This window comes from Mesorhizobium sp. WSM4849, from assembly GCF_055811385.1.
On record NZ_JBVVPW010000019.1, the window covers coordinates 116564 to 142808 of the forward strand.

A 26245-nucleotide genomic window follows, 5' to 3' on the forward strand; every position below is an offset into this window, starting at 1 on the left:
CGAAAATCAACGGAATGAAAATTAGGCAACACGCGGCTGTGCGGTTCGCCAGCGCAGCTGATCATCGAGCATCCCCGCCTTGAGCAAATGATCGAGCCAGCGCAGCCGCGTGAAGCGCTTGTCGGTAAAGTCTTCAAATCTAAGTGCGATCGAGCGGAACGCCTCGTAAAGCTCCTGCGCTCCCTTTCGCGCCGTCGACTGAAACTCGAAATCCGGGAAAGTCCGTGAGAACTTGCTGAAGTCCGCCTTGTAGGTCCTTTGGTCCGCGCCCGGCTTCGGTGTCATTGTGAGCTGCGCGCCGGGGACGGCGTCAACGGCGATCTCCGCTATCTCGCGCACCTGAAGATTGAGGCTTTCAACACCCATGTTGAACGCCTCATTGTGGATGTCCTGTAGCGGCGCCTCCAGCATCAATTTGAAATAGCGCGCGACATCCTGGACATGAACCACGGGCCGCCATGGCGTGCCATCGCTATGGACTTCGACGTGTCCAGTTGTGAAGGCGCTGCCCATGAAATTGTTCAGCACGGTGTCGAAGCGCATTCGCGGCGAGAGACCATAGACGGTGCCGTTGCGGCAATAGATGGGCGAGAACCGGTCGTCCGCCAGCGCGCGCAGCGCTTCTTCGGCAACAGCCTTCGATCTTGCGTACTCTGTTTGCGGCGCCAGCGGGGCGGTTTCGTCGACGACGGCGGCTTTCGACATGCCATACATGATGCAGGAGGAGGAAAATAGGAACCGCCGGATGCCGGCCGCCTTGGCCATCGTGGCCAGACGAACTGTCCCTTCCGCATTGATCTGCCTCGTCCAATCCGCGTTGAGATTTCCGATCGGGTCGTTCGAGAGTGCCGCCAGATGGATCACCGCGTCAAAGCCCTGGAGATCCGGGGGTTCGATGGCGCGCAGATCCTTTGTGATCTCGGGCACACTGGTATTGTCGGCTCCCAGGGTGCACGCACGAAAATATCCCATGTCCAGCCCGACCACCTCATAGCCCGCCGCCTGCAACACGGGCACCATGACAGAACCGAGATATCCATTGTGTCCGGTGACGAGAACGCGTGTTGGTTCATTCATGTCTGCCCTGCTCCGCTTTCGAAAGGAGTTGACGGGTGAGGTCCAGAAGCGAGCATTGCTCGCTTACTTGCGCATATAGGCAGTCCGCGGCTTCGGCCGCTTGACGGTCACGATCGTCATCGCCGACAAAGAGAGTGCGTGTGAGGTCGAGATCAAAGTCGCGCTGTGCCTGATACAGCATGCCGGGTTTGGGCTTGCGGCAGTCGCAGCCGTCGTCCCAGCCGTGTGGGCAGTGGTAGATCTCCGCGATCTTGCCGCCGACGGCTTCGGACTCGGCGCACATGCGCTGGTGAAGCGCCTCGAGATCAGCGGCGGTCATCGCTCCGCGCGCTATCCCTGCCTGGTTCGAGATGATGACTATGCGGTAGCCGGCCTCGTTCAGAAGGGCCAACGCCTGCTTTGCACCCGGAACCCACTCCCACTGGTCCCATGAACACACATATTGAGCCCGTGGCGGTCTGCAGTTGAGTACGCCGTCCCTATCTACGAGCATGGTTTTTTCGCGCCTCATAAAGCGCTCCGTCGCGGGTAGACGCTCGATCGAGCCCACGCTGTAATAGCGGTGCTCGCTCACGAAGCCGGCGAGGCGATGCTGCGTCGCGAGCGGCGTGTAGATGGCCTCCTCGAAGAGGGTGTCCTCGTCGGGCAGGAGTTCGAGGGCGAGATCGGTCAGTATGGCATAGCTGATCTCGACTCCCTGCAGCCCAGGCGTGGTGCGGAGCCGGTCGAAGACGGTCACATTGTCGTCCGCATCAAGGATCACGCTGCCGCGTGAATAGCCGTCCTTGTTGCTGTAGACCGTGATCATTCCAGGCTTGCCGGCCGCACAGAAGCGTTGCCACAGCCGCTCCATGCGCATCGGCCAGTAATTGTCACAATACAGCAGCAGGAAGCACGGATCTATGAGGTGACGGGCATTGGATACCCGGCTGCTGGTGAGGTCGTCGGGACGGGTGACGGCATATTCGATACTGAGGCCCAACCTGCTGCCGTCGCCGAAGTGGTCCATCACCACATGGGACAAATACCCGAGTAGAAGAAGAACCCTTTCGAACCCCTCCTGCCGCAGCTGTTCGATCTGGTATTCCAAAAAAGGGCGGCCGAGCACCGGCACCATTGGTTTCGGGCGGTCGAGTGTGATCGGCCGCATGCGCGTGCCACGCCCGCCGGCCAGGATGACCGCCTGGCGCGGCCGGCTGTAGGTGCGGCCCTCGACATCTGCCTTTTGCAGGCAGGGAGAGCTCGGCAGGACAATATTCATTGACCGCGCTCCGGTCGGTCGGCGACGAGGTATCGCGTGATGGCATGACAGATCGCGGCGTGGGCGTCCTCGACGAGTTCGTAGGTGCCTTTTTCAGACCGCACCCATACTGGCTGATCGACGAGCTCTTTAAGCGTGCCGCCGTCAAAACCGACAATGCCGATGGTGGCTACCTTCCTTTCGCGAGCGAGTTCGACTGCCCGCACGAGATTAAGCGAGTTCCCGCTGGCTGAAATCACTATGAGCACGTCACCCGGCTTGGCGAAGTTCTCCATCTGGCCGGCAAAGATACGCTCGTAGCCTTCGTCATTGCCGAGCGCCGTCATCCAGGAGACGTTGTCTGTCAGGCCCATGACCCGGATTGGCTGCCTTCCCGAGCGCTTCGTGGCCTTACCGAGGTCATTGACCCAGTGGGAGGCGGTCGCTGCGCTGCCGCCGTTGCCGGCGACGAAGACTGTGCCGCCCGCATCGCGTACGGCGCGCAGCATCTGTATCGCCTCCTGCACGGCATCCGTATCGATCTGCGCCAATGCGATGCACAGCGATGCCAGATAATCCTGCGTGAATTCTTTAGGCTGCAACCAGAGGGCATCATACGCGAACATTTGCGACATCCCACCACTCCCTGATCGATCGCGAGCTCTGTTATGCCACCGTCGATGGCTGCAATAGGTGAGCCATCATCACAGCGTGCGAGCACTTCGAGTTCAATTGCTATTCCGAATGCTATTCCGAACGGAAGCTGGCGGGCGGCGCTCATCGGAGGTACCTAAATCCCTTGTTCTCTCCGTTGCGGCCGGCACGTCGGCAGGCGGCCATATCGGCGTCAAGATCGTCACGGTGTCGCCCGACAACAATGCCGTAGGCAAACCCGCGGTGATGGGGCTTTACCTCCTGCTCGACGGCGGGACGGGCTGCGCATTTCATGCGCTCTTTCGGCACCACGGAGAGAACAAGGGATATTCCTTTTAGCTACCTCCGGTGAGCGCGCCGCCCGCCAGCTTCCCGTTCGGAATAGCAATTGAACTCGAAGTGCTCGCACGCTGTGATGATGGCTCACCTATTGCAGCAATCGAGGGTGTGGCATGACAGAGCTCGCGATCGATCAGGGACACGCGATCGATCAGGGACAGTTGCGCGAGCAAGTGCTTGGGGTACCCGTGCACGCCCTGGGCTTGGCGCAGGCAGTCAACTGCGTCTTCGACTGGGCCCTACGGCGGGAGAGCCGAACGGTTTTCCTGTGCAATGTCCACAGTGTCGTCACCGCCCGCCGCAATCGCGCCCATGCCGAAGCGATGGATAGCGCCGACCTTGTCGCGCCGGATGGAGCGCCGGTGGCCTGGATGCTGAGGCGGCAGGGACACGCGGATCAGCCGCGCATCAGCGGACCGGACCTGATGTGGATTTGTTGCCGGAGGGCATCGGAACTCGGCACGCCAATGTTCCTGTACGGCGGCAGCCCGGGCACCCTCCAGCGTCTCGGAGGGTGCATTCGAACCGAGTTTGCCGGCATAAACATCGTGGGCTCTTACTCACCTCCGCGCCGCCCTCTGTCGGCCGAGGAAGATGAGGCAGTGGTCAGAATGATCAATCAGTCCGGCGCGAGGATCGTGTGGGTGGGGCTCGGATGTCCCAAGCAGGAAAGCTGGATGCAGGCGCATCGCGGCCGGATCAATGCGGTCATGTTGGGGGTAGGAGCAGCTTTCGATTTCCACGCCGGAGACGTCAAGCGGGCGCCGCAATGGATGCAGAAGAGCGGGCTGGAATGGCTGCACCGGCTCTTCCAGGATCCCCGCCGCCTGGCGAGCAGGTATCTCGTGACGAACAGCCTGTTCATCCTGGCTTTGCTGCAGGCGTCGCTGCTTCCCAGGCGCAGACTTCGTGACGGTTAGAGGGAGGCGGAACCAGTGAACACACTCGGACCGCCGTGTTGCTGATCTGCGCCAACTCCTTCACGGGCGGCTGCTCTTTGGCGCTGCTGGGAGGCGGCGCTGCCCATGTCTGGACGGTGTGGTCTGCATTGCCTCGACAGGCACCTGACTGGAGGCTACCATGACTCTGAGCAAACAGGCCGCCAGTCTGGCTGTCCTGCATGTCACCGACGTCCTGCAGCCGCTGATCATCTTGCCCTATGCCGGGCGTGTCCTCGGACCCATGAGTTTCGGGCAGTACGCATATGCGCTCGCCATCGGACAACTCGCTGCCGTCGTCGTGGCCTATGGATTTCATTGGACCGCGCAGCGCAGGGTTGCTTCCCTTCGATACGAGCCGGCGGCGATCGCGTCACTCGCTGCTCAGGTCATGGCCACCAAGGCAGTGCTGTTCGTTGCCGTATGCCTGGTTGGCCTTGTGCTGGCCGGCGACGTCCTGGCGCTCAGTAGGCCGACATTCCTGTGCGCGATGCTCGCGGCCGCCGGCAGCATTATTTTTCCGGCCTGGCTCTTCGTCGGCCTGGAACGCGCCTGGCAGGCGGCCGTCGCGGTGGTTGTTGCTCGCGTTCTGGCGCTAGTCTGTTTCGTCGCCTTGGTCGCATCACCTGACCAGGTCGCGCTCGCCGTTGCCATCCAAAGCGCAGTTCCCGTCGTCAGTGGCGTCATCTGCTTACCTTTCATCCTTCCGATTGGGTTCGGCGGCTTCAGGTCCGTGACGCTTTCGACGATTGGAATGCAGCTGCGCAATGGCTGGAGCGGATGCCTCTTCGTAGCCATGGACGCTGCCCTCGTCACCCTCCCTGTCGCCCTTGTCGAGCATTTCGAAGGTTATGTCGCAGCCGGACAATATTCTGTCGCCGAAAAATTCCTATTAGCCGCGCGGGTATTTTTCAAGTTGCTTATGGATACCTTCCTCCCGAGGGTTTCATACTACGCTCATGTCGACCCTGCTGCCGGGATACGACTGATAAGGAGATCACTATTCACCATAGCAGGCGGAACGGCGATGAGTATTGGAATGTTCTTTGTTGCTCCAAATATAATATTGATCCTCTTTGGAGATGAATTTTCAGGAGCGACACCTATCGTGCGCGCAATGGCAATTATACCATTGCTGATGAACATAAATACATTCACATCAAATATATTCATGTTTAGTTACGGGTATGAAAATGAATGGACCGCCCTTAACGCATCCGGTCTGCTAGTATTCCTGGTGGCCGCATATTTTTTGTCTTTCGTCATGGCGGAGCAAGCCATTGTTTATGCGATGGTGGCGAAGGAAGTCGTCGTGCTGGTGGTTTCAGCCGGCTTCTTCCTCATTGGCGGAGCGGCCGTCCTTCGCACGGCGGCGGCTTGCGACGCAGGCCGGGTGCGAGGATATCCGCCGGCGTCCCAATCCGCGCCGTTGGAGCACGAGGCCGATCGTTTCCGGTCGTAGGAGAGCATGTATGTTCGCCACTGATCACTTTGTCGTTCAGCCGTCCGGGTCGCCTCACCAGCCGATCCCCCCCAAGGATCGCGACGAGCTGACCGCGAAAGACATCTTGAGATTTGTTCGAAGCAGTTGGCGCCTTTGCCTCCTCTGGATGGTTGTGAGCCTTGGTGTCGGCGGCGCATATGCGGTCCTTTCGCCTGGATATTACACCGCCTATGCGACGATCCTCCTTTCATCTCCGCCCGCTTCGCAACCGGGCGAAGCTGAGGCAGATGAGCGGGTCTATGTAGAGAGCCAGATACAGGTCATTCAGTCGGACGAGGTCGTCGGACGCGTTGTTGACCACACTGGCTTAGCGGAAGACGAAGAGTTTGTGATGGATGACAGCTTGCGCGCGCGGATCTCCAGCTATGTGCGGAGCCAATTGGCGTCTCTCTTCGGCACCGAACTGCCGACGGCGGAGCCAAATATTCGGCATGAGGCGATGGTCCTTGTGAGACGCGCGTTTTCCGTTCATCAGCTGGGTTCCTCCCGCGCCGTCGAGATAGGGGCCACCTCTTCCGATCCTCAGTTCTCGGCCATGCTCGCGAACGCGATCGCCGGCGGTTACATCGGAAGTCAGCGCGAGAGCCGGCAGGCGGCTCGCGCGGAAGAAGCCTCTGATCTGCACAAGCGGCTGGCGGAACTTCGGGAAAAGGCTTTTGTGACCGAACCACTGAAGAAACCCCCATCAGACCCTGAATCTGCGGAGAGGGCAAGAGTCCTTTTCCGCGAGCAGCAGAGCGCGGCCGAGGTTTATCGCTCGCTTTACAATGCCCTTCTGCAGCGGACCCACTCCGATTTTAGCGCCTCGTCGCTGATCCCGAGCGCAAGGGTTATCACGGCGGCCGAACCGCCTCGCCAACGCAGTTGGCCGCCAACGGTCCTGATGGTAGCGCTCTCCGTTATGGCCGGTGGGGTTGCCGGCGTTGGTCATGCATTGATCAGGCAAGCAATGAACCACCGCCTTATAACGGTCGAGGATGTGCACAGGTCGACCGGCCTTGATCGGATTGTAGGCATACCCAGAATTCCCCGCCGCAGGTGGAATGTTGTGGGGCCATGCGAGCAGTCTTTGCAGCCCGTCTACTCAAAGGACGCTCCCGAGCTTCACAGCTCGCTGAGTAAGATTGCCACCCGGATGCGCGGAGTTCAGGGCCGCCAAAGCGGATTTGTAATCGGCGTTGCTTCACCCCTCGGCAGGTCCGGAAGCTCCACGGTGGCGGTTCATCTCGCAAGGATCATTGCGGCGACCGGGCAAAAGACACTGCTCGTTGATGCCAATTGGCAAAAGCCATCAATGGACCAGCCAATGCTGAACGCGGAGCCAGGTCGCAAGCTCGCCAGGGCGTTTGCCACCATTCCCGCGGATCAGGAAGGGCTGGAAGTTCTGGTTCTCAGGCCCACGGGGTCAATCTCCGACTTGAATGCCTCGCTCTCCATCTCCGCTGCACTCCAGCATCTGCAGCAAGAATACAGTTGTATAGTGGTTGATTTTCACAGCACCGACCGCACCGCTGATCTGGAAGCGGCCATGGGCGTCATCAGCGAGGTCCTCCTGGTGCTGAAGGCACGCCGCACTTTCGCGGACCACCTTGAGGGAATCCTGCGCATCATCCCTGCAGAGAAACTCTCGGCAGTAATTTTGACCAGGATCAACCGTGCGGCTTTCAGTCCTAACCGGGAATACAGGCCATGACCTCGCCAGCGACATTGTCACGCAGGAAGGGTTCAGAGCCGGTCGACCTCGTTTGCAGCCATTCCCCTGACGTGCTCGACTACACCCTCTTTCTCTCCGGCATTTGGCTGGCCTGCGCCCTCGCAATATCCCTGCGCCTGCTTGGCCCTTTCTTCATAGTGATCCCGGTCGGTGTCTGTCTGGCCTATGCCGTGCTGCGGCAGACGGTGCCGCCTCGTCTGCTGGCGGTCTACACCGCCTTCTGCCTCTTCATTGCCCTGCTGTCCAGATACGGGCTGATGCCGGATTCCTGGCAGGTTCACTTCCTTCAAGAAGCAGTCATAAGGCAAATCGTCCCGATTGTGGGATTCTTCGCCGTCGCATGGGCATCCAAGGCTTATTTCCGCCGCAGGCTGATGAATGGCAATGCCTTTTTTGGTGCACCCGTTTTCCTGTTCCTGTCTCTCGTTGTCGCTCCGGCGGTGATGTTTCAGCAGGACGTGCAATATCAGGGCGCATCTCCGCAAGCCACGATACCGATTCTTTATGGTTCGCTGATCAATAACATGGTCATTGCCGCGTTTTTCATTGCAGGCGGTATTTTTCTGACGAATGACTGGCGCCGATACGGCGGCATTTTGCTCTTATTGGGAATAGCCCTCGCCAGCCCCTTGGCTCAGTTCAAGGTGCTCGCGGTCACGATGATCGTCATTCTAATTGGCGTGCCTGGCCGGTTGATGGCCGCAGCTCTGGCGACCGCACTGACTTCGGCCTATGCCGTCGGGCTGAACTTCATACCTCAAACCTTTGCTCTGGACCCGAATTCCGGGATCCGACTCGCGTTCATTTCGGACGCACTCGCATCCCTTGCGGATACATACGGATTTGGCATCGGATTTGGGAAGGAATCGGTCCGATGGCGATATGAGTTTCCCGGGTTCGAGGATATTACCTTTCTTCCTGACACCAGGAATATTACGCATGCCAAAATGCTTGAGATACTCTCGACAGGAATTCACAATTCGTTCTTTCAAGCCATATTGCGGACGGGGGTCATTGGTTTCATTTTGATCGTGTCTGCCATTTTGGTGGCCTTCCCGCCAAATCGACTGCCACGCGGTGTTAGCAATCATGCGTCCACAGTCTTCATCACGATTTTCCTCGCCATGTTCGTCAATCCAGTCCTGGAGAGCCCTGTACAGATTGTGGGAATTGCTTTCTCATACGGCTATTTGATTGCACTTCGCGCCAGCGTTCCGGCCTTGGCTGTGGAACCCCCTCCAGTTGAAGCGGGTCGAACGCAGCATTGCGCTTGTTCATACATCTGACCGAACATGGATGCGGCCCACCCGACATCGGCGGGCTATCGTTCTCGGTAGAAGGGGATCGCGTTGTACCGATTTTGGCGCGGCAGGAGCAGGAGAGCCGTCCGCTGATGTGCCCGCTCATGCGGCGGCGCCCGTGCCGCTTCCATGAGGAGTGCCTCGAAAGAGCCAGCGAGCCAGCCATTTTGCCTCGGCCTTGGCTATGCCTCCTCTGGTAGTATAGGGCCATCCACTGCGCAGGTTCGGCCGCGCCGGAGAAACCCGTGCTAAGTCGCCCGTAGAGATACGGGGGCAACCGTTGGGGGACCCATGAAGCTGTTGAGATCCTTGTTGTCGGCGCTGTGGATGACCATGGCTTCGACCCGCCTCGCTTCGTTGGCTGGCGCCATCGCTCTGATTCCGACAGCGGCACTTGCCGACTACACGCTACAGCCCGGAGATACGCTGGAAGTATCGGTCCCTGGTATTCCGGATTTCAGGCAGCGATTGCTGATCGGAGTGGACGGCGAGGTGAACTTGGCGCTGGTTGGAGCGGTTCAAGTCAGCGGCCTTTCCATTCAACAAGCGCAGGAAATAATCGCTGGCAGTCTCGCCAGCAAGCAGTATCGGCAGGGGACCGCGGACGGCCGTGAAATAACGCACCTGATCGAGACCGACCAGGTCTTCGTTTCGCTTGCCGAATACCGGCCCATCTATGTTTATGGTGATGTGGCCAAGCCGGGAGAGTACATCTTCCGGCCGGGTATGACCGTCCGACAGGCTGTGGCGGTTGCGGGTGGCTACAGCGCTGCCCAGGTTCGCATCGCCAATCCGCTCATGGAAGCGGCCGATTTCCGTTCCGAGTACAAAGCCCTATGGGCGCAATTCGCAATGGAACAGGCTCGCATTTGGCGCCTTCGCACCGAACTCGGCGAAGAAGTCAAACATGTCGAGAACGTGCCAGTGCCTGAGGCGCTCGCCGAACGATTGAAGCAAACGGCAACAGCGCATATCGAAGCTCGTCTGTCAGACAGTGAAAAGGACAAGGAGCTTCTGCGACGTGCTGTCGAGGAGACTAACCTGCAACTGGGGCTCCTGTCTGAAAAGAAGAAGAAGGACGAAGAGGGAAGCCAGGCCGACGCCGACGAATACGAGAGCGTCAGGACGCTGTTTCAGAAGGGCCTGGCGCCGACCACGCGTCTATCTGAAGCCCGTCGAGCGGTGCTTATGTCATCAACCCAACTGCTCGACACGATCGTCCAGGCATCGAACATCGAGCGCCAGCGCGGTGAATATGTCAGACAGATGAACAAGATCGACAGTGAACGACAAATCGCGGCCTTGGGGGAGCTACAGGAGGCCTATATGAATCTGGCCCAGATCTCGGCGCGTCTTGAGGGTACCGCGCAGAAGCTGGCGCTTACAGGTCAAGCGCAATCCACCTTGCTGATAGCCGCGGGTCGGCCCGAGATAACAGTCCATAGAAAGCGAGAGCAGGGCGCAGAGACGCTCCCCGGCAGCGAAGATCTCGGGCTTGCGCCCGGCGACGTTGTGGAGGTCGTTTTGCCAAAGGCCGACTTTGCCGGAGCCGTCGCGTCGTCGCCACGGGCGTCCGGGATGCCGAATTGAGATTCGGACGGGGCGGACTGCGATGCGCGTCTTAATGGTTCATAATTTCTACCAGATAAGGGCCGGAGAGGACAGCGTGGTTCGGGAGGAGTTCGCGTGCCTGAAGCAGAATGGGGTCGACGTCGAGCTGTTCTCCGCCACGAATGACGATATCGTGCGGGTCGCGCGCAAGATTTCTACCGCCCTGGGGGTTGTCTACAACCGTCATTCACGGCGGGCCCTGTCCCGAAAATTGGCGGAATTTTCACCGGATGTCGTCCATATCCACAATTTCTTTCCTCTCCTGAGCCCCTCGATCCTGGATGCGTGCCGCGAGGCCGGCGTGCCATCAGTAATGACCTTGCACAATTTCAGGATCCTCTGTCCCAGCGCCTTGCTTTATCCCGATGAGAGGCTTCGGGAGCGAAGTCTCCGCCACGCCTGCTGGTGGACTGTTCCGAAGAAGGTCTACAGGAATTCCCTGGCGGGTACGCTCGCCCTTGCCGCAATGGTCGAGTTTCACAAGAGAGTCGGCACCTGGTCCCGCAAGGTCGACCGCTTCATTGCCCTTACCGACTGGGCCAGGCGCAAGCTTGTGGAAGGCGGCCTGCCGGCCGAACGCATTGTCGTCAAGCCGAACGCAGTTGCCAGGCCGCCGATCTTCGGTGACCTTCGTCGCAATGGAGGGCTGTTCGTCGGACGACTGGATGAGCACCACAAGGGAGTGGCCACGCTGCTCGAGGCGTGGAAGGAGATCGACTATCCGCTGCGGATCATCGGCGACGGGCCGTTGGCTCCGCTCGTCGAGCAATCTGCGGGCGAGCGCGTGGAATATCTCGGGCGTCAGTCGCGCGAGACGGTGCTGAAGGAGATGCAGGCTGCAGCATTCCTGCTCTTTCCGTCTAAAGGGTATGAATTGTTTCCCATGACCGTCATCGAGGCCTTCGCAAGCCGGCTGCCGGTCATCTGCTCGGAGCTGCCGTGGATCAAAGGGGTCGTGGAGCCAGACGTCACCGGCCTTGTCGTTCCTGTCGGCAATGCCGGCGCATTGGCCAATCAGGTGCGCTGGGCGCTTTCAAACCGATCTGCCTTGGAGGACTTGGCAGGCCGGGCCTATGCCGCCTATCAGGAGCAGTACACGCCCGAAGCAAACTTCAATCGGCTGATGGCCATCTATGAACCCCTGGTCAGGCGCCCAATCCGGGCCTTCGCGGCAGTGTCGTGAGGTGGGCCCGGAACATGCGCCGGCAGGAACCGGCCAGGACTGCCCACAGGGCACACCAAGCTTCACGCGTCAACGAGCGCAGTGCGGCCATGCCGGCGGGCCGGGGTACTCCCTATTAGTCGCTGATCGATTTGCCCCGAGGATCGATCCTACCGCCTCGTGCACTTCGGAGAGGTTCAGCGCGTGCCCATGACTACCTCTTTTGTTTCCATTACTGAAACAGCCGCGAGTGCGACGGGAGGCTGCGGCCCGCTCGCAGGCACCTATGCGAGGGGTTTGATCGAATGCGCATTGTCTTGACCCGGCGCGAACCTTTGGATTCGCCTGACGGTGTGAGCATCTTCATTGTGGCACTTGCCCAGGCGTTGCTCGAACTGGGGCACCAGGTGCAGATCGTGGTCGGCACCTTCGAAAGCCGCGCAAAATTCCAGCGACTTCTTTCGCCTCGCCTCGAGCTGCCGATAATCGGATTGAGCCGTGTGCCTTTGACCGGGCCGGCCTCAGTCGCGGCGTGGCTGCGGGCGATCGGCATCATCAATCGCTTCCGGCCGGAGGTTATCATCCACAGCGAGACGGTGCCGCTTCCGCTGCATGGCACGATCGTGCAGGTCGTCCACGATCTTCAGAGGCGGAAAGGGACGCTCGCGGCAGTCTGGCGAGCCATTCGACGGATAAGTTCGCGGCGCTCCCACCACGTCGTCGCCACTACGTCCGAGCTACAGGAAGAACTCGTGCTAGATCTTGGTCTGCCAAGGGACCAAATCCTCAAAATTCCCGAATGCATCGATCGCCAGTCATATGCGTCGCGTGGACTGGCAGATCGCGAGCGGGCAATCCTCCATGCCGGCACCTCGCCTTACAAGGCGCCGGAGGCGACGATCCGTGCATTCGGCGCCCTCAACGACCCTTCCGTACGGCTCTACGTGACGGGTGACATCACACGACCGGTGACGGAGGCGGTCGACGCTCTTCCTGAAGCGATACGGGGGCACGTGGTGCTTCTCGGCATGGCAGAGGGAGCACGCGTTCGCGAACTACACAGCCGCGTTCGCGTCGCCGCTTTCCCCACGCGCTATACGGTCCCTGTCGCCTCGGCAACGGTGATGGAGGCGATCGCCACCGGCACGCCCATCGTTGGGTCTTCAAGGCTCAGCCGGGATCTGCTCGCGGATGGCGTGAATGGGGCAGTGGTCGAACCACAGGCCGAGGCGATGGCCGCAGCGCTGAAGGCGGTGCTGGACGATGATGACCTTTGGTCGCGTTTGTCGGCGGGTGCCCGCGAGAGGGTTAGACAGTTCGATGCTCACAGTGTTGCAAAGCAATATCTGGAGCTCGCGAACCCCTCCGGATTGCGGTCCAACATCGGAATCTCGGTGAAGGGGGAGGAAGACAAAGGGACTGCCGAACCGCGGCTCGCAGATCGTCAGCGGCTTGTCGGGCCCCTTGCATCCCATTCCCTGAAAGCTTCTTACGGTTGGGGAATGCGATGATCATCGGCTACTGTCGTATCAACTCCTTCGAACCCGCTGCCAGGCTGGAGGCGCAGAAGCTTTATCTTGCCCGGTTGGGAGCCGAGAACTTCTTCTGCGAGAAGGCCAGTATGTTCGGCTCGACGCCGGAGCTGGAGAGGGCGATCGCATGTGCCAGGAAGGGAGACGTGATTGCGGTCACGAAGCCGTACCGTGTTGCGCGCACAACCCGCGAAGTGCTGGCGCTCATCGAAAGGCTTGGCACCAAGGATGTCGGTCTTCGCATCGTCGACACACCTATCGATACGAGCACGACGACGGGACGCATGATCCTTGCATCAGCGCCTCTGTGGACGCTTGGGATGTCCCCGCCGCGGTCAATGCTAGCAGACCTGTTTCTCTTTTGGCGTCGTCGTCGGTAGGGCATGGTCGGAGGCGATGCGCCAGCGCACCCTCCGCTCACCGCCAGTCGAAGGCAAGCCGCAATGGCGGCCTAGGATCAAATGTCTTGCGCTCGATGGACCACCCGGCATGCACGGCCGCCGTTTCCCAGATGATGTTGCCGGGATTGGCGAGCGCGTAGACGCAGCAGTCCCTAACGCTGTGCTTTTCAGCGCCTTCCGATATCCGGGTATGGAACGACAGGCCGTTGGATGTCGGGGCGTCCCTGCCGTCCCGTGGCTCATTGTAGGTGTCCCGGCTCCGGCAGCGGTTGAACGAGCAACCGCCACTGCCGACCTTACCCTGCGGAACGGCCGAGAACGCGCCGTTGCCCTGTTGAACGGCATCGACGTCATCGACCCGGCAATTGAAGCTTCCCTCCAGCATGACGCCAGCGCCCGTGGGGCTGTTGTTGTAGAAGACGAGTCCACGTCGAATTGTACAGCGATCCGAGTGAAAGGCGGAAATATTGTCCTCGGTCCAGGAGGTGGGACCGTTCTCGGCCGAGAATTCTTCGAGGCTCGTATCCGAAGAGCGGTTGAACTGCACATTCTGTCCACGCGGGAACGGCCCGCGCGCGTCGTGCAGTTCGAGGAAGCTCATCTGGGTGCCCGGACAGTCGACGACATAGATATTGGAGGAGCCGCGGGACGCCTTGACACGGATGATGATCGCATCGGGGCAGCTTTCCAGCTCTATGTTGTTGCGGTTCTGGCTTGGTCCGGTCCCCGAGGGGGGAACGCCGACATGATCGATCTCGAGATCCTGCAAGCGTATTCCGGCGGCTCCGCAAGCGTATATCCCGCTGCCCATGGCATGACGAATGCGGCAGCTGCGGACGATGACGCCCTGATGGAGTGCCGTGATCCCGTTGCCATGGGGGGCATAGATGTCAAGATTTTCAATGATCTGCCCATCTGCGCGCGAGAGCACCGGTCCGCTTGGACGCAGAAAGGTGGCCGCGCCCCCGAACCATTTACCGCCGCCCGATCGCCCTATGCCCAGATGCAGCGCTGCGCCGACGACGCCCGAGACGGGCAGCGCCAGCCCGGCAAGGAGACAGCGCCGATTAGGGCGGGACTTCAAGAGATTGCTGGCCGCGCGACCCGTTCGGGTGTCAGACGTCGGCTCCGCTTGTGCGGAGACGTCGAGGTCGCCGACGAGATGCGGATGGGCATGCCGCATCCGTCCTCTCGGCAAGGCGGCTTCCTCGGCGAGATTGTCGTCAGGCATCCCCCATCTCCCCTGTGCGCCGGCCGGCGCAGGTTCCCCAAGAATGCAGATTGGCGGCAGGCTTGTGCCCGCACAGCATCTCTCCATTCAGCCCGCCGCGAAAGCCCTTCATAGGTCTTAATACCGATGGGCAAAGTGCCATCTGCCGGATTTCCTGCCATTCTCTGAAGCTGGCGATAAGCGGAGCGCGAACCGATGTCGGTCGAGGCGGATGTCTTTGACTATGTGATCGTCGGAGCCGGGGCGGCAGGCTGCGTCTTGGCCAATCGTCTGGCGGCTGACGGGACCAATTCGGTGTGCCTGCTCGAGGCGGGACCGTCCGACAGCAGCATCCTTCTGCACATTCCGGCGGGACTCTACAAGACATGCTCGAATCCGAAATATACCTGGCAATTCGAAACGGAGCCGAGCCCGGGCACGGCCAATCGTTCCATTCCAATGGTGCAGGGCAAGACACTAGGCGGGTCGACCGCAATTAACGGGATGATCTACAACCGTGGCGCCGCTGCGGACTTCGACGAGTGGGCCCGCCAGGGCAATCGAGGCTGGGGCTACGCCGACCTGCTGCCCTATTTCAAGAGAACCGAGCGCAGGCTTGGGGCATGTGATCCCTTCTACCGCGGGACTGACGGGCTGCTTCCGGTTACAGACTGCGATTGGCGACATCCGCTTTGTGATGCATTCATCGAGGCCGCGCTAAATGCCGGTGTCCCGCGCAATCCCGACTACAATGCGGCAAACCAAGCCGGCGTGGGTTACTATCAGCGCTATATAGAAAAGGGATGGCGCGTGAGCGCAGGGCGGGCTTTCCTACGGCCGATCGCCAAAAAGAAGAACTTGGATGTCCGCACGAACGCGCAGGCCACTGCCGTCCTCTTCGGGGGAAAGCGTGCCATCGGCGTTCGATATGCACGAGGAGGGCCGGGTCATCCAACGAGCTGTGTGAAGGCCCGTGGCGAGGTGATCCTCTCGGCTGGGGCCGCGAACTCACCAAAATTGCTGCAGCTGTCAGGCGTCGGTGCTGCGGGTATGCTCTCGGGGCTTGGAATTCCGGTCGTGCACGAATTGTCCGGTGTCGGTACAAAGGTTCAGGATCACTACACCGTCCACCTGATCGCCCGGGTGGAGGGCATTGAAACGGTCAGCGGACACGGCGTCGCCCTCCTGCGCGAGGCGGCCAAATGGATGCTGGGCCGCCCGAACTTTCTCGCCGTCAGTCCGTCGCTCGTCTACGGGTACATCAACTCGCGGGATCTTCAGTCCACCCCCGATATCCAGCTTGAACTTACCCTGGGCAATTATACCGACCACGGCGCGCGGCGGTTTCCGGTCATCAAGCTTGGCTACTATCAGTTGCGGCCGAAGAGCATCGGACATGTTCGGGCGATCTCGGCCGATCCGTTTCAAGCTCCGCTCATCCAGCCCAACTATCTCGCCGATGATCGGGACCGACAGGTCGTCGTCGACGGCATGAAGGCCGTGCAGCAGCTGTTTCGGGCCCCCGAGCTCAGGCGCTACAACTGCACGGAAGAGCTTCCCGGCCCGAAAATAGCCGACGACGCCGACCGTCTGCAGTTTGCCCGCGAAATCGGGCTGACTGCCTATCATTTGTGCGGATCGTGCCGGATGGGCCCGTCCGACAGTGCTGAATCTGTCGTGGACGACCAGTTGCGGGTCCACGGCCTCAAGGGCCTGCGGGTCATTGATGCTTCCATCATGCCCTCCGTTCCCTCGGCCAACACTTCGGCCGCTGTCTTTATGATCGCGGAAAAGGCAGCAGACATGATCCTGGGTCGGCAACCCCTCCCGGCACTGGAACACCATGCGCCGGTCCAACCTGCGGCGGCCGAATAGTTGAAAGTCGAACGACAAGTGCCGGGAGAATTCCTTGAAGAGACGTACACTGGTTGCCTCTGAATTCAATGCGAAGGACCGGGCTCACTTTGCGTTGGCGTATGAGTTTTGCCGCATCGTTGCCGAATGCGAGGATGCCGATCTGATCGCCCCCGGCATCGACAACTACCTGACGAGACACTTTCACGCCATCTTGCCAAAGCACGACCCTCACAACGTCCAGCGTGACTTCAACAGACTGACGAGCGCGATTCGCAAAGGGCTAGGCTTGAGGAACGCACCAACCATGGAGCATGTTCGGCTCACCCAAGACTATGACCTTTTCTTCTTCGTCGCTTGGAGCCCGCAAAGTCTTGTTGAATTGTCTCGGATCCACGACTGGCGCGGCCGCTGCAAGGTTGCTGTCGCGTATCTGTTCGAACTCTGGTCGAGCACGCTCGAACAGGACCGCCAATATCTGAAGCTCCTGGACCAGTTCGATCACGTGTTCCTGTTGCACAGCGCGTGCATACCGCGCCTGCCTCAATACACCCGCACGCCCTGTTCCTTTCTTGCCACGGGTGTCGACGGCCTTATTTCAACGCCGTATTTGTCGCCGGTCAAACGCGTGGTCGACGTATACTCGTTCGGCAACCGAGCCGCGAAAATGCACCGGCAGCTTCTGAAGCTGGCCGAAGAGCGGGACTTCTTCTATCTCTACGACACGCTCGCAAGCACAGATTCCCGGGTCAGGGACTGGCATGAGCATCGGTTGCTGCTCGCCAATATCATCAGGCGCACGCGCTATTTCATGGCTTTCAGTCCTGCGGCACTTGCAAACTCCAAGTCCGTCACGGTTGCCGGCGAGCAGGTGCTGCCTGCCCGTCTCTTCGAAGGGGCCGCGGGCGGCGCCGTCATGCTTGGGACCGCGCCGCAATGCGCCGAATTCGGCGAGCACTTTGACTGGCAAGACGCGGTGATCGAGGTATCACCAGACTCGAGCAGTATCGCAGACGTAATTGGCGAACTCGACGCAAACCCCCGCCGCACAGAATTGTTGCGCCGAACAAACGCGGTCCGTTGCCTAGAGATGCACGATTGGGTTTACCGTTGGGAGCACATCCTTGTCACGATCGGAATGGAGCCGTTCCCGCGACTCCACATTCGCAAGTCCCTGCTGCGACAGATCGCCGCCGATGCGATGGCGCTCGCCTAGACGATCAGGCCCGAAAGTGGGAACCGGTTTCGGGTTCGGTGCTCAAACGATGAAAGAGCGGCAGTTCCGAACCGGTTGCTTCCGTCGGAGCGTCCGCCGCTCCAGTGCTGCGCGCGAGAGCATTTCATTTCGACGTACTCCGAAGGGCTAACAGGCGCCGGAAGCGGGCAAGGAGAAGGTCGTGTGTCCGCCGGCTCTGCCCTTTGGGGTTAGAGCTTATGCCGAATTGGATTCGCACAGTGTCGCTGCCATTCTCTCAACTCCAAGAACCGAGTGCTACCGCAGCCACGGCAATCGAACTTCGCGTGAAGGGGCAATGACCGCAGGCGGCGGACGCAGTCACGCTGGGCATTTCGGCGGTTTTCAGCCGAGGAGGGGGCGGTCGTCACGACATTGGTGGATGGATGCGGCTTTGAACGCAGGTGAACGTCATGGCACTTCTTCATGAAGGCCCCCGTGCGGGCGCCACGTCAAACGCACCGCGGTGGAACGTGCCCCTCAAGGGCAATGTTCTTCTGCAGTCGTTTCCGCTTCTCGAGGCAATGTCCGTCGTGCTGCTCAGCATCGTCTCGGGAATGGTATATGATCTTGTGAGTTTCGGACATCTCGGCGAGTACGGCCGGAACTTCGGGCTCGGTGTTGTTGTAGCCGCCCTTTTTTCGACTTCCGCATATGCGCGCTGCCCATATCTGAGTTCCGAGCCGCGGTCGCTGGCCTCTCAGATCAAGGAGGTCGTGCTTATCTGGACGGCGGTCTTTCTTTGCCTGTCGGTTGTGGCGCTTGCACTCAAGGTGGGAGACATGTTTTCGCGCCAAGCCGTCATGCTGTTCTTCGTGACGGGACTTGGCGGCATCATCTTCGTGCGCTTGGGCGCCGGACGACTGTTTGCCTCCTTGACCAGGTCGGACATGCTTGCCAAACCGCAAGTAGTGATCGTAACGCAATCGGACGTGCGCGTGCCAAGTGGCGTAGTCCAGGCAATCGAGGCTTCCGGATGCGACGTCTGCCAAACGATTACATTGCCGGCGGCATCCAGCGAGGGCTCGCTCCTTGAATGTATGGATAAGCTCATTGAACATGTGCGTCGGCGTTCTGTCGACGAGATAGTCCTTGCTGTCAGTTGGGCTGACATATCCCTGATTGAGAAAATCACGGCTCACCTTTGCGTGGTTCCGGTACCCGTAAGGCTCCTTCCGGACCACGTCGTTAGCGCGCTCTTGAAGCGGCCTGTCGTCAACCTGGGGGGGACGAGGGCGATAGAACTGCAACGCGCGCCCCTAACGACGCCTCAGCTGCTTACGAAGCGGCTCTTCGACCTTGTGCTGACCACTGCCGCCCTTCCATTTCTTCTGCCCCCTCTGGCCGTTGTAGCGGGGCTAATTGCGCTCGAATCCGGGAGGCCGGTGCTCTTCTGTCAGCGTCGGGCCGGGTTCAATGGCCGCACGTTCAAGATCTATAAGTTCCGAACGATGACGATCCTGGAGGACGGGCCTGTTGTCCCTCAAGCCTGCAGGGGCGATCCCCGCGTCACCCGCGTTGGGCGCATATTGAGAAGGTTCAGTATCGACGAGATTCCGCAGCTGTGGAACGTGCTGAAGGGCGACATGTCGTTGATAGGCCCGCGGCCGCACGCGCTGGCGCATGACAGCGAATACAGCCAGATCATTTCTCTCTATCCGGCTCGGCACAAGGTGAAGCCGGGGATCACCGGCTGGGCACAAGTAAATGGCTGCCGCGGCGCGACGCCGCATGTCTACATGATGATCAAGCGTGTCGAACACGATATGTGGTACGTCAACAACTGGTCGGTCTGGCTCGACATAAAGATCCTGCTTCTGACCATCCCCCGCATCTGGACGGGGCGAAACGCCTTCTAGCCCAACTTTGCCGGTCCGAGGCCGCTGGAGGCGATTTTGTGTGGCAAGTGATTGATTTGCAAGGAGTGGCGGCTGGCGCTGTTACAGAACATCTGAATGCAAGCGATGATCAGTGCGAAACACAGCGACCGCTCAATGCATAACCTGCGACTTCAAGCAAAAGTGCCCGCACGGCAACGGCGTTGGCAAGGTACCGCTATGGGAGCGGAGAGGAATGCTATGACTCGGGCGATTGACGAAGATCGTGTCTCTCTGGTCGTGAGTTCCACTCGAATGGAACGATCTCCACGCCCAGACAAACGAGGATGACGGCTTCTGTGAGTCCGCAACAAACCCGAACCACTGACCGAACCGCGGGGCCTCCCCTTGTCGAGTATGCTACGGCGAGGTTAGTTCCCCAAGGTCGGCTTGCATGCATCAAAGGACAAAATTTCCTGCTCAGTTCAACGCAGGGGGTAGTTTTTGCGCTCAATGACACTGCGGCGGATATCTGGCGCTCGCTTGAAGAAGGCGTGCCGGTCGAGGCTATCTTGGGCGAGATGGCAGCCCGTGGCGTTGATAGGCAAGAGGCCTGTGGCTATGTCGAGGCTGCCCTTCAAGACTGGGAACAACTCGGCCTAATCCAGCCTGCTCCACCGCCGTGCCCAACCGCAGCTCATCAATATATCTGCCAGGTCGTTGCTGTTCCAGGCGTGTGTGTGCGCATACTGTATCCGGCGGCCGTCGCCTTTCCGGCCGCGACCGTATTTCAGCATCTCGAAGTTCGAAACAGGGCCGTCGACGTTCTATTCCATCTGGTTGAGCGCAGGGAGCGGATCCACCTGTTCCGGGATGGCCACTGGACTGATTCCTGTAGTCGAGACGAGATACCCATTATGGTCAAAGGGCAACTGCTGGCCGAAGTGCTTGGGGACAGTGAATATGAACTCGCCCTCCATGCCGCGGCGCTTTTCAAGAACGGCCGCACGCTCCTCCTTTGTGGTAACCCCGGCTCGGGCAAGACGACGCTGACCTTGGCGCTGGTCCACGCGGGGTTTGGCTTCGCGGCAGACGATGTGACACTTCTCGACTCGGCCGGACAGGGTATCGGCCTTGCTTTTGCGCCTGCAGTCAAATCGGGATCATGGTCCATTCTCGGACAATTTTTCCCCGAACTCGGCAGGTCTCCGGTTTACCGGCGCCCCGATCGCAGGCGCGTGCGCTTTCTTGTGCCTAAGGATCATGTCCCTCCCGTTCCCCGGCCCGTGGGCTGGGTGGTCTTGCTCTGTCGGACGCAGGATGCCAAACCTTCACTGCGGGTGATTGACCCGACCGACATCCTGGGTGGCTTGCTGAACGGCGCCTTTGCGCGGAATAAAGAGCTAAGCAGCACCGCGTTCGACGTTCTTTGCCAAGTCATCCGATCGGCACAGGGCTTTTGCCTGACCTATGCCAAATTGGATGACGCGTTGGAACTGCTGAAGGCGGCGTGCCGATGAAGCCCACCAGGGATGCGCTCGAGGCCCTGATCGCGGGACTTAGCGGCCGCCTGGTGGTAACGGCCGACTGGCAGGCGGTAATTGCACTCGCCAACCACACTCTGCTTACGCCCGTCTTGTTAGCCACTCTTGCGCACACGGGCCAGCTTGACCGGCTCCCCGAAGACGTGGGCCAGTATCTTCAGTTCATTTACCGCTGCAACCGGGAACGCAATTTGCGCTTGCGCAGGCAGCTGAATGAAACCGTTGCTGCCCTCAATCAGGGGGGCGTCGTTCCGGTCCTGCTCAAAGGGGCCGTTCCCTTGTTCCTTTCGTCGAGCGGCAGGGTTCCCGACAGGATCATGAGCGATCTCGACGTGGCTGTGGAAACGGCCAAAGAAGGGGCTGCCCGGGCTTGCCTTGCAAAGCTTGGCTATGCCGAAGTGACGGTCGATGGTGGCATGGCGCGCCCGCAAGACGTCGGTCTCCTGGAGCTCCGGCCGTACCGGGAGATTGACCGCGAGTCCCCGAGGCTTGCCCGCCGTCACGGCCTTAGGGCGAAAATCCCCGCCCCACAGTCGCGGGCCCTCCACTGGATCATGCACGATCTCATCAAGGAGGCGGACTACTGGCGCGGAAGGACCGACTTTCGCCACCTTTATGATCTGGCACGGCTGGCGGAACAGCATAAGCTGGATTGGGCGGTGCTCCGAACATCCTTGCCCGACCAGAGCGCGCGGAACGCGTTCGATACTCAGCTCCTGGCGTTGAGTCACTTCTTTGGCGTCAGAGCACCGGCGCAATATGTGCGGCGCCCATTGGTTCGCTTTCAACACTGGCGGCGTGTCTTCCCCTTGTACCATCCCGTCCTCGGCGTTCCATTGCGCCTGGTCGGCAATTCGCTGTGGGGTATGTGGCGACTCCTACATGGCGATGGCTTGAGCCATCCGCTCGACTTTGGACGCCGCGCCACTAGCATCCTCCTTGACGGCGATCTCGGGTCAAAAGTGTAGTAATACTTAATTTCCTGAATTGTATCCCGATGGCGCGGTGTGTTCACGACCGCATATGTTAGATTATGTGGTTAGAGTTGTTATTCTCAGCATGGCCTGGAGTACGTTTGATGAAATATTCCAAAGGAAAGACAGATAAACTTGTCCCGGAAGAACAGGCACGTCGTGAATTTCTAAAGAATGCCGGGCGTTTTGCTGTTGTAACACCTCCATCCATTGCTCTGTTGCTTGGCACGAGCTTGAACTCGCAAGCTATTGCCGCATCGCATGGCGCACGTCCCGGACATGGATGGGGCAGCAAGAAACGCTCTCCTGGCCGCAAGCGTTAGAATGGTTTCTTTGGTCATTCTGGCCGATCATAGATGACGCGTAATCCGGATAGACGCCTAATACCCGGTTGAGGCGGCCGTGGAATCGGAAGCGCGCTTCGCCCGATCTTTGCCCCAGCGGTTATCGATCCTGCCATATTGCCGCGTCTCTGCGGTCTACCCTGACCCCGTCTAAGGAAGGGGTCGACCGCAGGGATGCCAGCAGCCCGGCAAAGGTTCAATTTTCGCGCATGCCGAGACGGAACGCGTCCGTCAGAGGTTGCGTCAAGTAGGACAGCACGGTCCGCTCGCCGGTAGCAACGATCACCTCCGCCGGCATGCCGGGCCTAAGTTTCTCGCGGACCTGTTCGGGGAACTGAGAGACCTGCACGGAAACTTTCAACTCGTAGTAGGGCTCACGCGTCACTTCGTCATGGAGCGCGTCCGCGGCAACGGTCTGCACCTCGCCGATCGCGACCGGCGTCGAGCGAGCCTTGAACGAAGGCAGTCGGATCTCGGCAGGAAGGCCCTCGGCAACATTGTTGATGTCGACCGGCGACATCTTCGCCGAGACGATCAGAGTGTCGTCATCAGGGACGATCTCCATCAAGGTTTCGCCGGGGCGAACCACGGCTCCTATCGTGTGTACCTTAAAGCCGACAACGCGCCCGGACCGCGGTGCGCGTATTTCGGTGCGGTTGAGCACGTCATCTGCAACGTGCAGCTTTTCGCCGGCGTCAGCGAGCTTGGCACTGGTCTCGGCAAACTGTGCCGAGACCTCTTCGATGGCGTCCCGCCCGACTTGCTCGATCTGGAGTCGCGCCTCGCCGATAGTGTGGCGCTCGCCCTCTATTCCGGCAAGGAAGGCACCAAGCTGACCTTGGAGATCGGCCTGCTGCCGTTTGAGCGCGGTCAGCCGCGTGCCCAGAATGATGCCTTTATGGGCTAAGGGCGCCAGCATGTCGTGCTCTTCTGTGATACTCTCGATCTGCAAACGGACAGCCTCGCTTTGGGATTGCACGGCCTCGATCTTCCGTTCGGACTGGGCGATGCGCTCCTGCAAAATGGGAACTTCGTTCGTACGGGCCAAGCGGCGCTTGTTGAACAGTCGCAACTGGTCTTCCATCGCGCGCTGGGCCAGGGGGGCGCTCCCTAGCGTGAGTTCGCGCGGGAAAGTGACCATTTCGGCTCCGTCCAGTTCCGCCTGCAGCCGTGCCTGCTCGGCGAGTAGCGAGAAGACAGCGGACCTCGCGATTTCGCCCTGCGCCTGCGCCTCGGTGAGATCAAGGCGCACGAGCACCTGACCCTCGGTCACGTGTGCGTTGGGCGAGACGAGAATGTCACGCACGATACCGCCCGCAAGGTGCTGAACCGCCTTGCGGTCGGTTTCGACCACAACTGTACCCGAAGCGATCACCGCGCTGTCGAGGCTGGCAAGAGAGGCCCACCCGCCGAGGATGCCGAAGGTCAGCACGACGATGCCAAAGCCCATCCGCGCGGGCTTGCGCCAGTCGCCGGAGAGGTTTGCGTGCGCCGGCTTGTGGTCTGGGCCGGCAAAATCTAACGGCGCGAAAATCTGCGGGAAGCTAGCTCGAGTCACCCGTCCTGCACGCAAGAGCGCGGAAAGTGTCGGCCCGGAGCGGGCCGTCCGCGTCGGGAGCCCGCGAACGCGTGCTATGACTGCAGTCCTTTTCGAGGTGTCAGGCATCATCATCATTGGTCTCGACTCGTTATGCATCGACGCGTGTCCGGCGGAGGAGAGAGTGCGCTGGATCTGACGCCGGCGGTCCGGCGCGCCCTCCATCCCAGACGGGCCGCCGCGGTGCCGGCGCTACGTTCGGGCCGACGAGCGACGGCAGCAACTGGTCACGACTGCCCATCTGCGCTATTCGTCCTTCCTGCATGATGATCATTCGATCCACCGCCGACAGGAGGTTCGGCCTGTGGGTCACGATCACAACGGTCTTTCCGTCTCCCCGCAACCCTTCGATGGCCCGGATCAGTGCGCGATTGCCATCGCTGTCCAAATTGGCATCAGGCTCATCGAGCACGACGAAGCTCGGCTTGCCAAACAGGGCGCGCGCGAGACCGACCCGCTGCCGCTGCCCACCCGACAGTCCGACTCCATCCTCCCCGATGTCAGTCATATACCCTTTGGGGAGGCGCTGGATCATCTCGTGCGCAGAGGCGTGTGTTGCCGCCTCGGTCACCTGCGCATCGGCCGCGTCCGCTCGGAAGCGCGCAATGTTGTCGCGCACGCAACCGGAGAACAGCTCGATATCCTGGGGCAGGTAACCGAGTGCGGTGCCGAGTTGGTCCGGATCGTAATGGCGCAAATCGTTGCCGTCGAGTCGCACGCATCCTTGCGCCGGCGGCCACGCACCCACAAGCGCACGCGCGAGCGAGGATTTGCCCGAGCCCGATGACCCGACGAGGGCGACGACCTCTCCCGCCTTCAGCGTGAACGTCGCGCCCATGACGACCGGCGTGTTCGTACCGGGGGCGAGGACGAAAAGGTTCTCGACGGAAACCGTACCCCTGACGTCAGGCAGACGCACGCGTCCGGCAATGGGCGGGTTCTCCTCGAATATGCGTTCCAGGCGCGCGTGGGCGCTGCGCGCGGACACGATACTTTTCCATTGCGCCACCATGATCTCAATCGGGGCAAGCGCCCGACCCATGATAAGCGACGCCGCAAACAGGACGCCCCCGGAGATTTCCTGGTTAATAGCCAGGTACGCACCGACGCCCATCATGGCCGTTTGAATGGCCATGCGCAGAAACTTGGACAACGCAAGAAGGGTGCCGCCGCGCTCGCCCGCGCTGACGGAGTAACCTAGCGCTTCCTCGCGGATTCCGGTGCACCATGACCGGATAGCGGGCCCCATCCCGAGCCCCCGAATTGCCTCTGCATTGCGCAGCGAGGAGCCCAGCCTGTCGATCGCGCGAGTGTTCGTGAGCGAGGCTCGCAAGAGCAAGCCCTTCGTCGCTCGCTCATTTGCGAGTGCGATCGTCACTATCGCCACCGCGCCGACGAGGGCCACAAGGCCGATCAACGGGTGAAGTAGGAAGCAGATCACGATGTAGATCGGAGCCCAGGGCGCGTCCATCAGCGCCATGATGACGCCGCCCGAAAGAATGTCGCGCATGAGGTCGAGATCGCGCAGGGTCTGTGCATGATTCGATCCGCGGACACGCAGCGCCGAGGAAAGCGCCGCCTCGAAGGCGGGACCGGACAAGAGCCGGTCGAACCGCACGCCAGCCTGCTGGAGGATACGAGCCCGATAATGTTCGAGGGCAACATAGGTCATCAGCAACACGCCCACGATCACCGAAATAATGACGAGCGTGACGGCATTACGGCTCGTTAGGACGCGATCATAAATTTGCATCGTGTAGAGCGGAGACACGAACATGAGAAGATTGATGAAGAGCGAGAGCCCGCCGGCCGCGAAGAGGCCCGGACGGATCTCGCGCAAGGCTCCCGCGAGCGGCGAGGGCACGTGCACGGAGGAATTTGTCATCTATTATCCGAATCCAGTGAAGCGGTCGCGGGCGCTTTAACCCTGGCCATCTTCAGGTCTCTGTTCACGAGGGAGGAAGGCGGCAGGGCAGGGCGAGGTCTCATGCAAAAATCCCCCGACGGAACCACCCGCCGAGTTGGTCCGAGCGCGAGCCCTGCCCCATCTCACCGTGCTGAAGTGGGGGGGGGGGGGGGGGGGGGGGGGGGGGGGGGGCGGGCGGGGCGCGGCGGGCGGGGGGGGCGGGGGGGGGGGGGGGGCGGGGGGGCGGGGGCGGGCGGCCGGGGGGGGGGGGGCGGCCGCGGCGGCGCGGCCG

The 26245-nt window shown here is 60.6% G+C and carries 20 protein-coding genes and 1 pseudogene; 15 read left to right on the forward strand and 6 right to left on the reverse strand.

Annotated features, from left to right (window positions below; all coding sequences use genetic code 11):
- Window positions 1-21: 21 nt before the first annotated feature.
- The 3 genes from AC0L3L_RS21845 to AC0L3L_RS21855 are packed head-to-tail and all read right to left on the reverse strand — an operon-like array spanning window position 22 to window position 2952.
- The gene (locus AC0L3L_RS21845; RefSeq protein ID WP_473639071.1) at window positions 22-1077 is read right to left on the reverse strand and encodes an NAD-dependent epimerase/dehydratase family protein; all 1056 of its coding nucleotides are present in this window, start codon (window positions 1075-1077) and stop codon (window positions 22-24) included.
- Window positions 1070-2338 carry an HAD-IIIA family hydrolase gene (locus AC0L3L_RS21850; protein WP_473489151.1) on the reverse strand — a complete coding sequence of 423 codons (1269 nt, stop codon included), beginning with the start codon at window positions 2336-2338 and terminating at the stop codon, window positions 1070-1072. Before AC0L3L_RS21850 ends, AC0L3L_RS21845 begins: the two co-directional genes overlap by 8 nt.
- On the reverse strand, window positions 2335-2952 hold the full coding sequence (locus AC0L3L_RS21855; protein ID WP_473489150.1) for an SIS domain-containing protein: 618 nt from the start codon (window positions 2950-2952) through the stop codon (window positions 2335-2337). The genes AC0L3L_RS21850 and AC0L3L_RS21855 overlap by 4 nt, the downstream gene beginning before the upstream one ends.
- A gap of 178 nt (window positions 2953-3130) precedes the next feature.
- On the opposite strand from AC0L3L_RS21855, the pseudogene AC0L3L_RS21860 reads away from it, so the two are divergent.
- The 9 genes and pseudogenes from AC0L3L_RS21860 to AC0L3L_RS21900 all read left to right on the forward strand — a co-directional run.
- Window positions 3131-3253, forward strand: a pseudogene (locus tag AC0L3L_RS21860) (bifunctional Delta(1)-pyrroline-2-carboxylate/Delta(1)-piperideine-2-carboxylate reductase); the annotation flags it as partial.
- A 170-nt stretch (window positions 3254-3423) separates the two neighbouring features.
- Entirely contained in the window at window positions 3424-4230 is an 807-nt protein-coding gene (locus AC0L3L_RS21865) for a WecB/TagA/CpsF family glycosyltransferase (RefSeq protein ID WP_473489149.1), read from the forward strand.
- A gap of 160 nt (window positions 4231-4390) precedes the next feature.
- On the forward strand, window positions 4391-5710 hold the full coding sequence (locus AC0L3L_RS21870; protein ID WP_473489148.1) for an oligosaccharide flippase family protein: 1320 nt from the start codon (window positions 4391-4393) through the stop codon (window positions 5708-5710).
- Window positions 5711-5720: 10 nt separating this feature from the next.
- Window positions 5721-7445: a Wzz/FepE/Etk N-terminal domain-containing protein gene (locus AC0L3L_RS21875; RefSeq protein WP_473529708.1), complete on the forward strand. Its 1725-nt coding sequence runs from the start codon at window positions 5721-5723 to the stop codon at window positions 7443-7445.
- Complete coding sequence (locus AC0L3L_RS21880) at window positions 7442-8752, forward strand: O-antigen ligase family protein (RefSeq protein ID WP_473489146.1); 1311 nt, start codon at window positions 7442-7444, stop codon at window positions 8750-8752. The genes AC0L3L_RS21875 and AC0L3L_RS21880 overlap by 4 nt, the downstream gene beginning before the upstream one ends.
- A 306-nt stretch (window positions 8753-9058) precedes the next feature.
- Window positions 9059-10357, forward strand: a complete 1299-nt coding sequence (locus AC0L3L_RS21885) for a polysaccharide biosynthesis/export family protein (RefSeq protein ID WP_473639072.1) — start codon at window positions 9059-9061, stop codon at window positions 10355-10357.
- A gap of 22 nt (window positions 10358-10379) precedes the next feature.
- Window positions 10380-11561: a glycosyltransferase family 4 protein gene (locus tag AC0L3L_RS21890; RefSeq protein ID WP_473639073.1), complete on the forward strand. Its 1182-nt coding sequence runs from the start codon at window positions 10380-10382 to the stop codon at window positions 11559-11561.
- A 296-nt stretch (window positions 11562-11857) separates the two neighbouring features.
- Entirely contained in the window at window positions 11858-13051 is a 1194-nt protein-coding gene (locus AC0L3L_RS21895) for a glycosyltransferase family 4 protein (protein ID WP_473639074.1), read from the forward strand.
- Window positions 13048-13452, forward strand: coding sequence for a recombinase family protein (locus AC0L3L_RS21900; protein WP_473489142.1), 405 nt, complete (start codon window positions 13048-13050; stop codon window positions 13450-13452). The genes AC0L3L_RS21895 and AC0L3L_RS21900 overlap by 4 nt, the downstream gene beginning before the upstream one ends.
- A 37-nt stretch (window positions 13453-13489) precedes the next feature.
- On the opposite strand, the gene AC0L3L_RS21905 is transcribed toward AC0L3L_RS21900, so the two are convergent.
- Window positions 13490-14704, reverse strand: coding sequence for a hypothetical protein (locus AC0L3L_RS21905; protein WP_473639075.1), 1215 nt, complete (start codon window positions 14702-14704; stop codon window positions 13490-13492).
- 195 nt (window positions 14705-14899) lie between these two features.
- Here AC0L3L_RS21905 and AC0L3L_RS21910 point away from each other — a divergent pair, with 195 nt between their 5' ends.
- The 6 genes from AC0L3L_RS21910 to AC0L3L_RS21935 all read left to right on the forward strand — a co-directional run bounded on the left by AC0L3L_RS21910 (window position 14900) and on the right by AC0L3L_RS21935 (window position 22429).
- Window positions 14900-16558: a GMC family oxidoreductase gene (locus AC0L3L_RS21910; RefSeq protein WP_473529713.1), complete on the forward strand. Its 1659-nt coding sequence runs from the start codon at window positions 14900-14902 to the stop codon at window positions 16556-16558.
- 34 nt (window positions 16559-16592) lie between these two features.
- On the forward strand, window positions 16593-17753 hold the full coding sequence (locus AC0L3L_RS21915) for a glycosyltransferase (protein ID WP_473639076.1): 1161 nt from the start codon (window positions 16593-16595) through the stop codon (window positions 17751-17753).
- A gap of 431 nt (window positions 17754-18184) precedes the next feature.
- The gene (locus tag AC0L3L_RS21920) at window positions 18185-19630 is read left to right on the forward strand and encodes an exopolysaccharide biosynthesis polyprenyl glycosylphosphotransferase (protein ID WP_473639082.1); all 1446 of its coding nucleotides are present in this window, start codon (window positions 18185-18187) and stop codon (window positions 19628-19630) included.
- Window positions 19631-19935: 305 nt separating this feature from the next.
- On the forward strand, window positions 19936-21108 hold the full coding sequence (locus AC0L3L_RS21925) for a PqqD family peptide modification chaperone (protein ID WP_473639077.1): 1173 nt from the start codon (window positions 19936-19938) through the stop codon (window positions 21106-21108).
- A complete protein-coding gene (locus AC0L3L_RS21930) occupies window positions 21105-22100 on the forward strand; it encodes a nucleotidyltransferase family protein (protein ID WP_473639078.1) in 996 nt (331 codons plus the stop codon). Before AC0L3L_RS21925 ends, AC0L3L_RS21930 begins: the two co-directional genes overlap by 4 nt.
- Window positions 22101-22210: 110 nt before the next feature.
- The gene (locus tag AC0L3L_RS21935; RefSeq protein WP_473639079.1) at window positions 22211-22429 is read left to right on the forward strand and encodes a hypothetical protein; all 219 of its coding nucleotides are present in this window, start codon (window positions 22211-22213) and stop codon (window positions 22427-22429) included.
- A 217-nt stretch (window positions 22430-22646) separates the two neighbouring features.
- Here the strand turns inward: AC0L3L_RS21935 and AC0L3L_RS21940 are convergent, their stop codons facing one another.
- Together AC0L3L_RS21940 and AC0L3L_RS21945 are read right to left on the reverse strand one after the other, a co-directional pair.
- Window positions 22647-23900, reverse strand: coding sequence for an HlyD family type I secretion periplasmic adaptor subunit (locus AC0L3L_RS21940; protein WP_473639083.1), 1254 nt, complete (start codon window positions 23898-23900; stop codon window positions 22647-22649).
- Between the two features lie 238 nt (window positions 23901-24138).
- On the reverse strand, window positions 24139-25932 hold the full coding sequence (locus AC0L3L_RS21945; protein ID WP_473639080.1) for a type I secretion system permease/ATPase: 1794 nt from the start codon (window positions 25930-25932) through the stop codon (window positions 24139-24141).
- Window positions 25933-26245 lie beyond the last annotated feature (313 nt).

What these genes read in the sequence shown, in the direction of transcription:
- AC0L3L_RS21845 (WP_473639071.1), bottom strand. Translation starts at nt 1,077, where the DNA reads ATGAATGAACCAACACGCGTTCTCGTCACCGGACACAATGGATATCTC.
- AC0L3L_RS21885 (WP_473639072.1), top strand. Translation starts at nt 9,059, where the DNA reads ATGAAGCTGTTGAGATCCTTGTTGTCGGCGCTGTGGATGACCATGGCT.
- AC0L3L_RS21945 (WP_473639080.1), bottom strand. Translation starts at nt 25,932, where the DNA reads ATGACAAATTCCTCCGTGCACGTGCCCTCGCCGCTCGCGGGAGCCTTG.
- AC0L3L_RS21850 (WP_473489151.1), bottom strand. Translation starts at nt 2,338, where the DNA reads ATGAATATTGTCCTGCCGAGCTCTCCCTGCCTGCAAAAGGCAGATGTC.
- AC0L3L_RS21875 (WP_473529708.1), top strand. Translation starts at nt 5,721, where the DNA reads ATGTTCGCCACTGATCACTTTGTCGTTCAGCCGTCCGGGTCGCCTCAC.
- AC0L3L_RS21855 (WP_473489150.1), bottom strand. Translation starts at nt 2,952, where the DNA reads ATGTCGCAAATGTTCGCGTATGATGCCCTCTGGTTGCAGCCTAAAGAA.
- AC0L3L_RS21900 (WP_473489142.1), top strand. Translation starts at nt 13,048, where the DNA reads ATGATCATCGGCTACTGTCGTATCAACTCCTTCGAACCCGCTGCCAGG.
- AC0L3L_RS21905 (WP_473639075.1), bottom strand. Translation starts at nt 14,704, where the DNA reads ATGCCTGACGACAATCTCGCCGAGGAAGCCGCCTTGCCGAGAGGACGG.
- AC0L3L_RS21930 (WP_473639078.1), top strand. Translation starts at nt 21,105, where the DNA reads ATGAAGCCCACCAGGGATGCGCTCGAGGCCCTGATCGCGGGACTTAGC.
- AC0L3L_RS21935 (WP_473639079.1), top strand. Translation starts at nt 22,211, where the DNA reads ATGAAATATTCCAAAGGAAAGACAGATAAACTTGTCCCGGAAGAACAG.
- AC0L3L_RS21910 (WP_473529713.1), top strand. Translation starts at nt 14,900, where the DNA reads ATGTCGGTCGAGGCGGATGTCTTTGACTATGTGATCGTCGGAGCCGGG.
- AC0L3L_RS21865 (WP_473489149.1), top strand. Translation starts at nt 3,424, where the DNA reads ATGACAGAGCTCGCGATCGATCAGGGACACGCGATCGATCAGGGACAG.
- AC0L3L_RS21940 (WP_473639083.1), bottom strand. Translation starts at nt 23,900, where the DNA reads ATGGGCTTTGGCATCGTCGTGCTGACCTTCGGCATCCTCGGCGGGTGG.
- AC0L3L_RS21880 (WP_473489146.1), top strand. Translation starts at nt 7,442, where the DNA reads ATGACCTCGCCAGCGACATTGTCACGCAGGAAGGGTTCAGAGCCGGTC.
- AC0L3L_RS21870 (WP_473489148.1), top strand. Translation starts at nt 4,391, where the DNA reads ATGACTCTGAGCAAACAGGCCGCCAGTCTGGCTGTCCTGCATGTCACC.
- AC0L3L_RS21920 (WP_473639082.1), top strand. Translation starts at nt 18,185, where the DNA reads ATGGCACTTCTTCATGAAGGCCCCCGTGCGGGCGCCACGTCAAACGCA.
- AC0L3L_RS21925 (WP_473639077.1), top strand. Translation starts at nt 19,936, where the DNA reads ATGACGGCTTCTGTGAGTCCGCAACAAACCCGAACCACTGACCGAACC.
- AC0L3L_RS21890 (WP_473639073.1), top strand. Translation starts at nt 10,380, where the DNA reads ATGCGCGTCTTAATGGTTCATAATTTCTACCAGATAAGGGCCGGAGAG.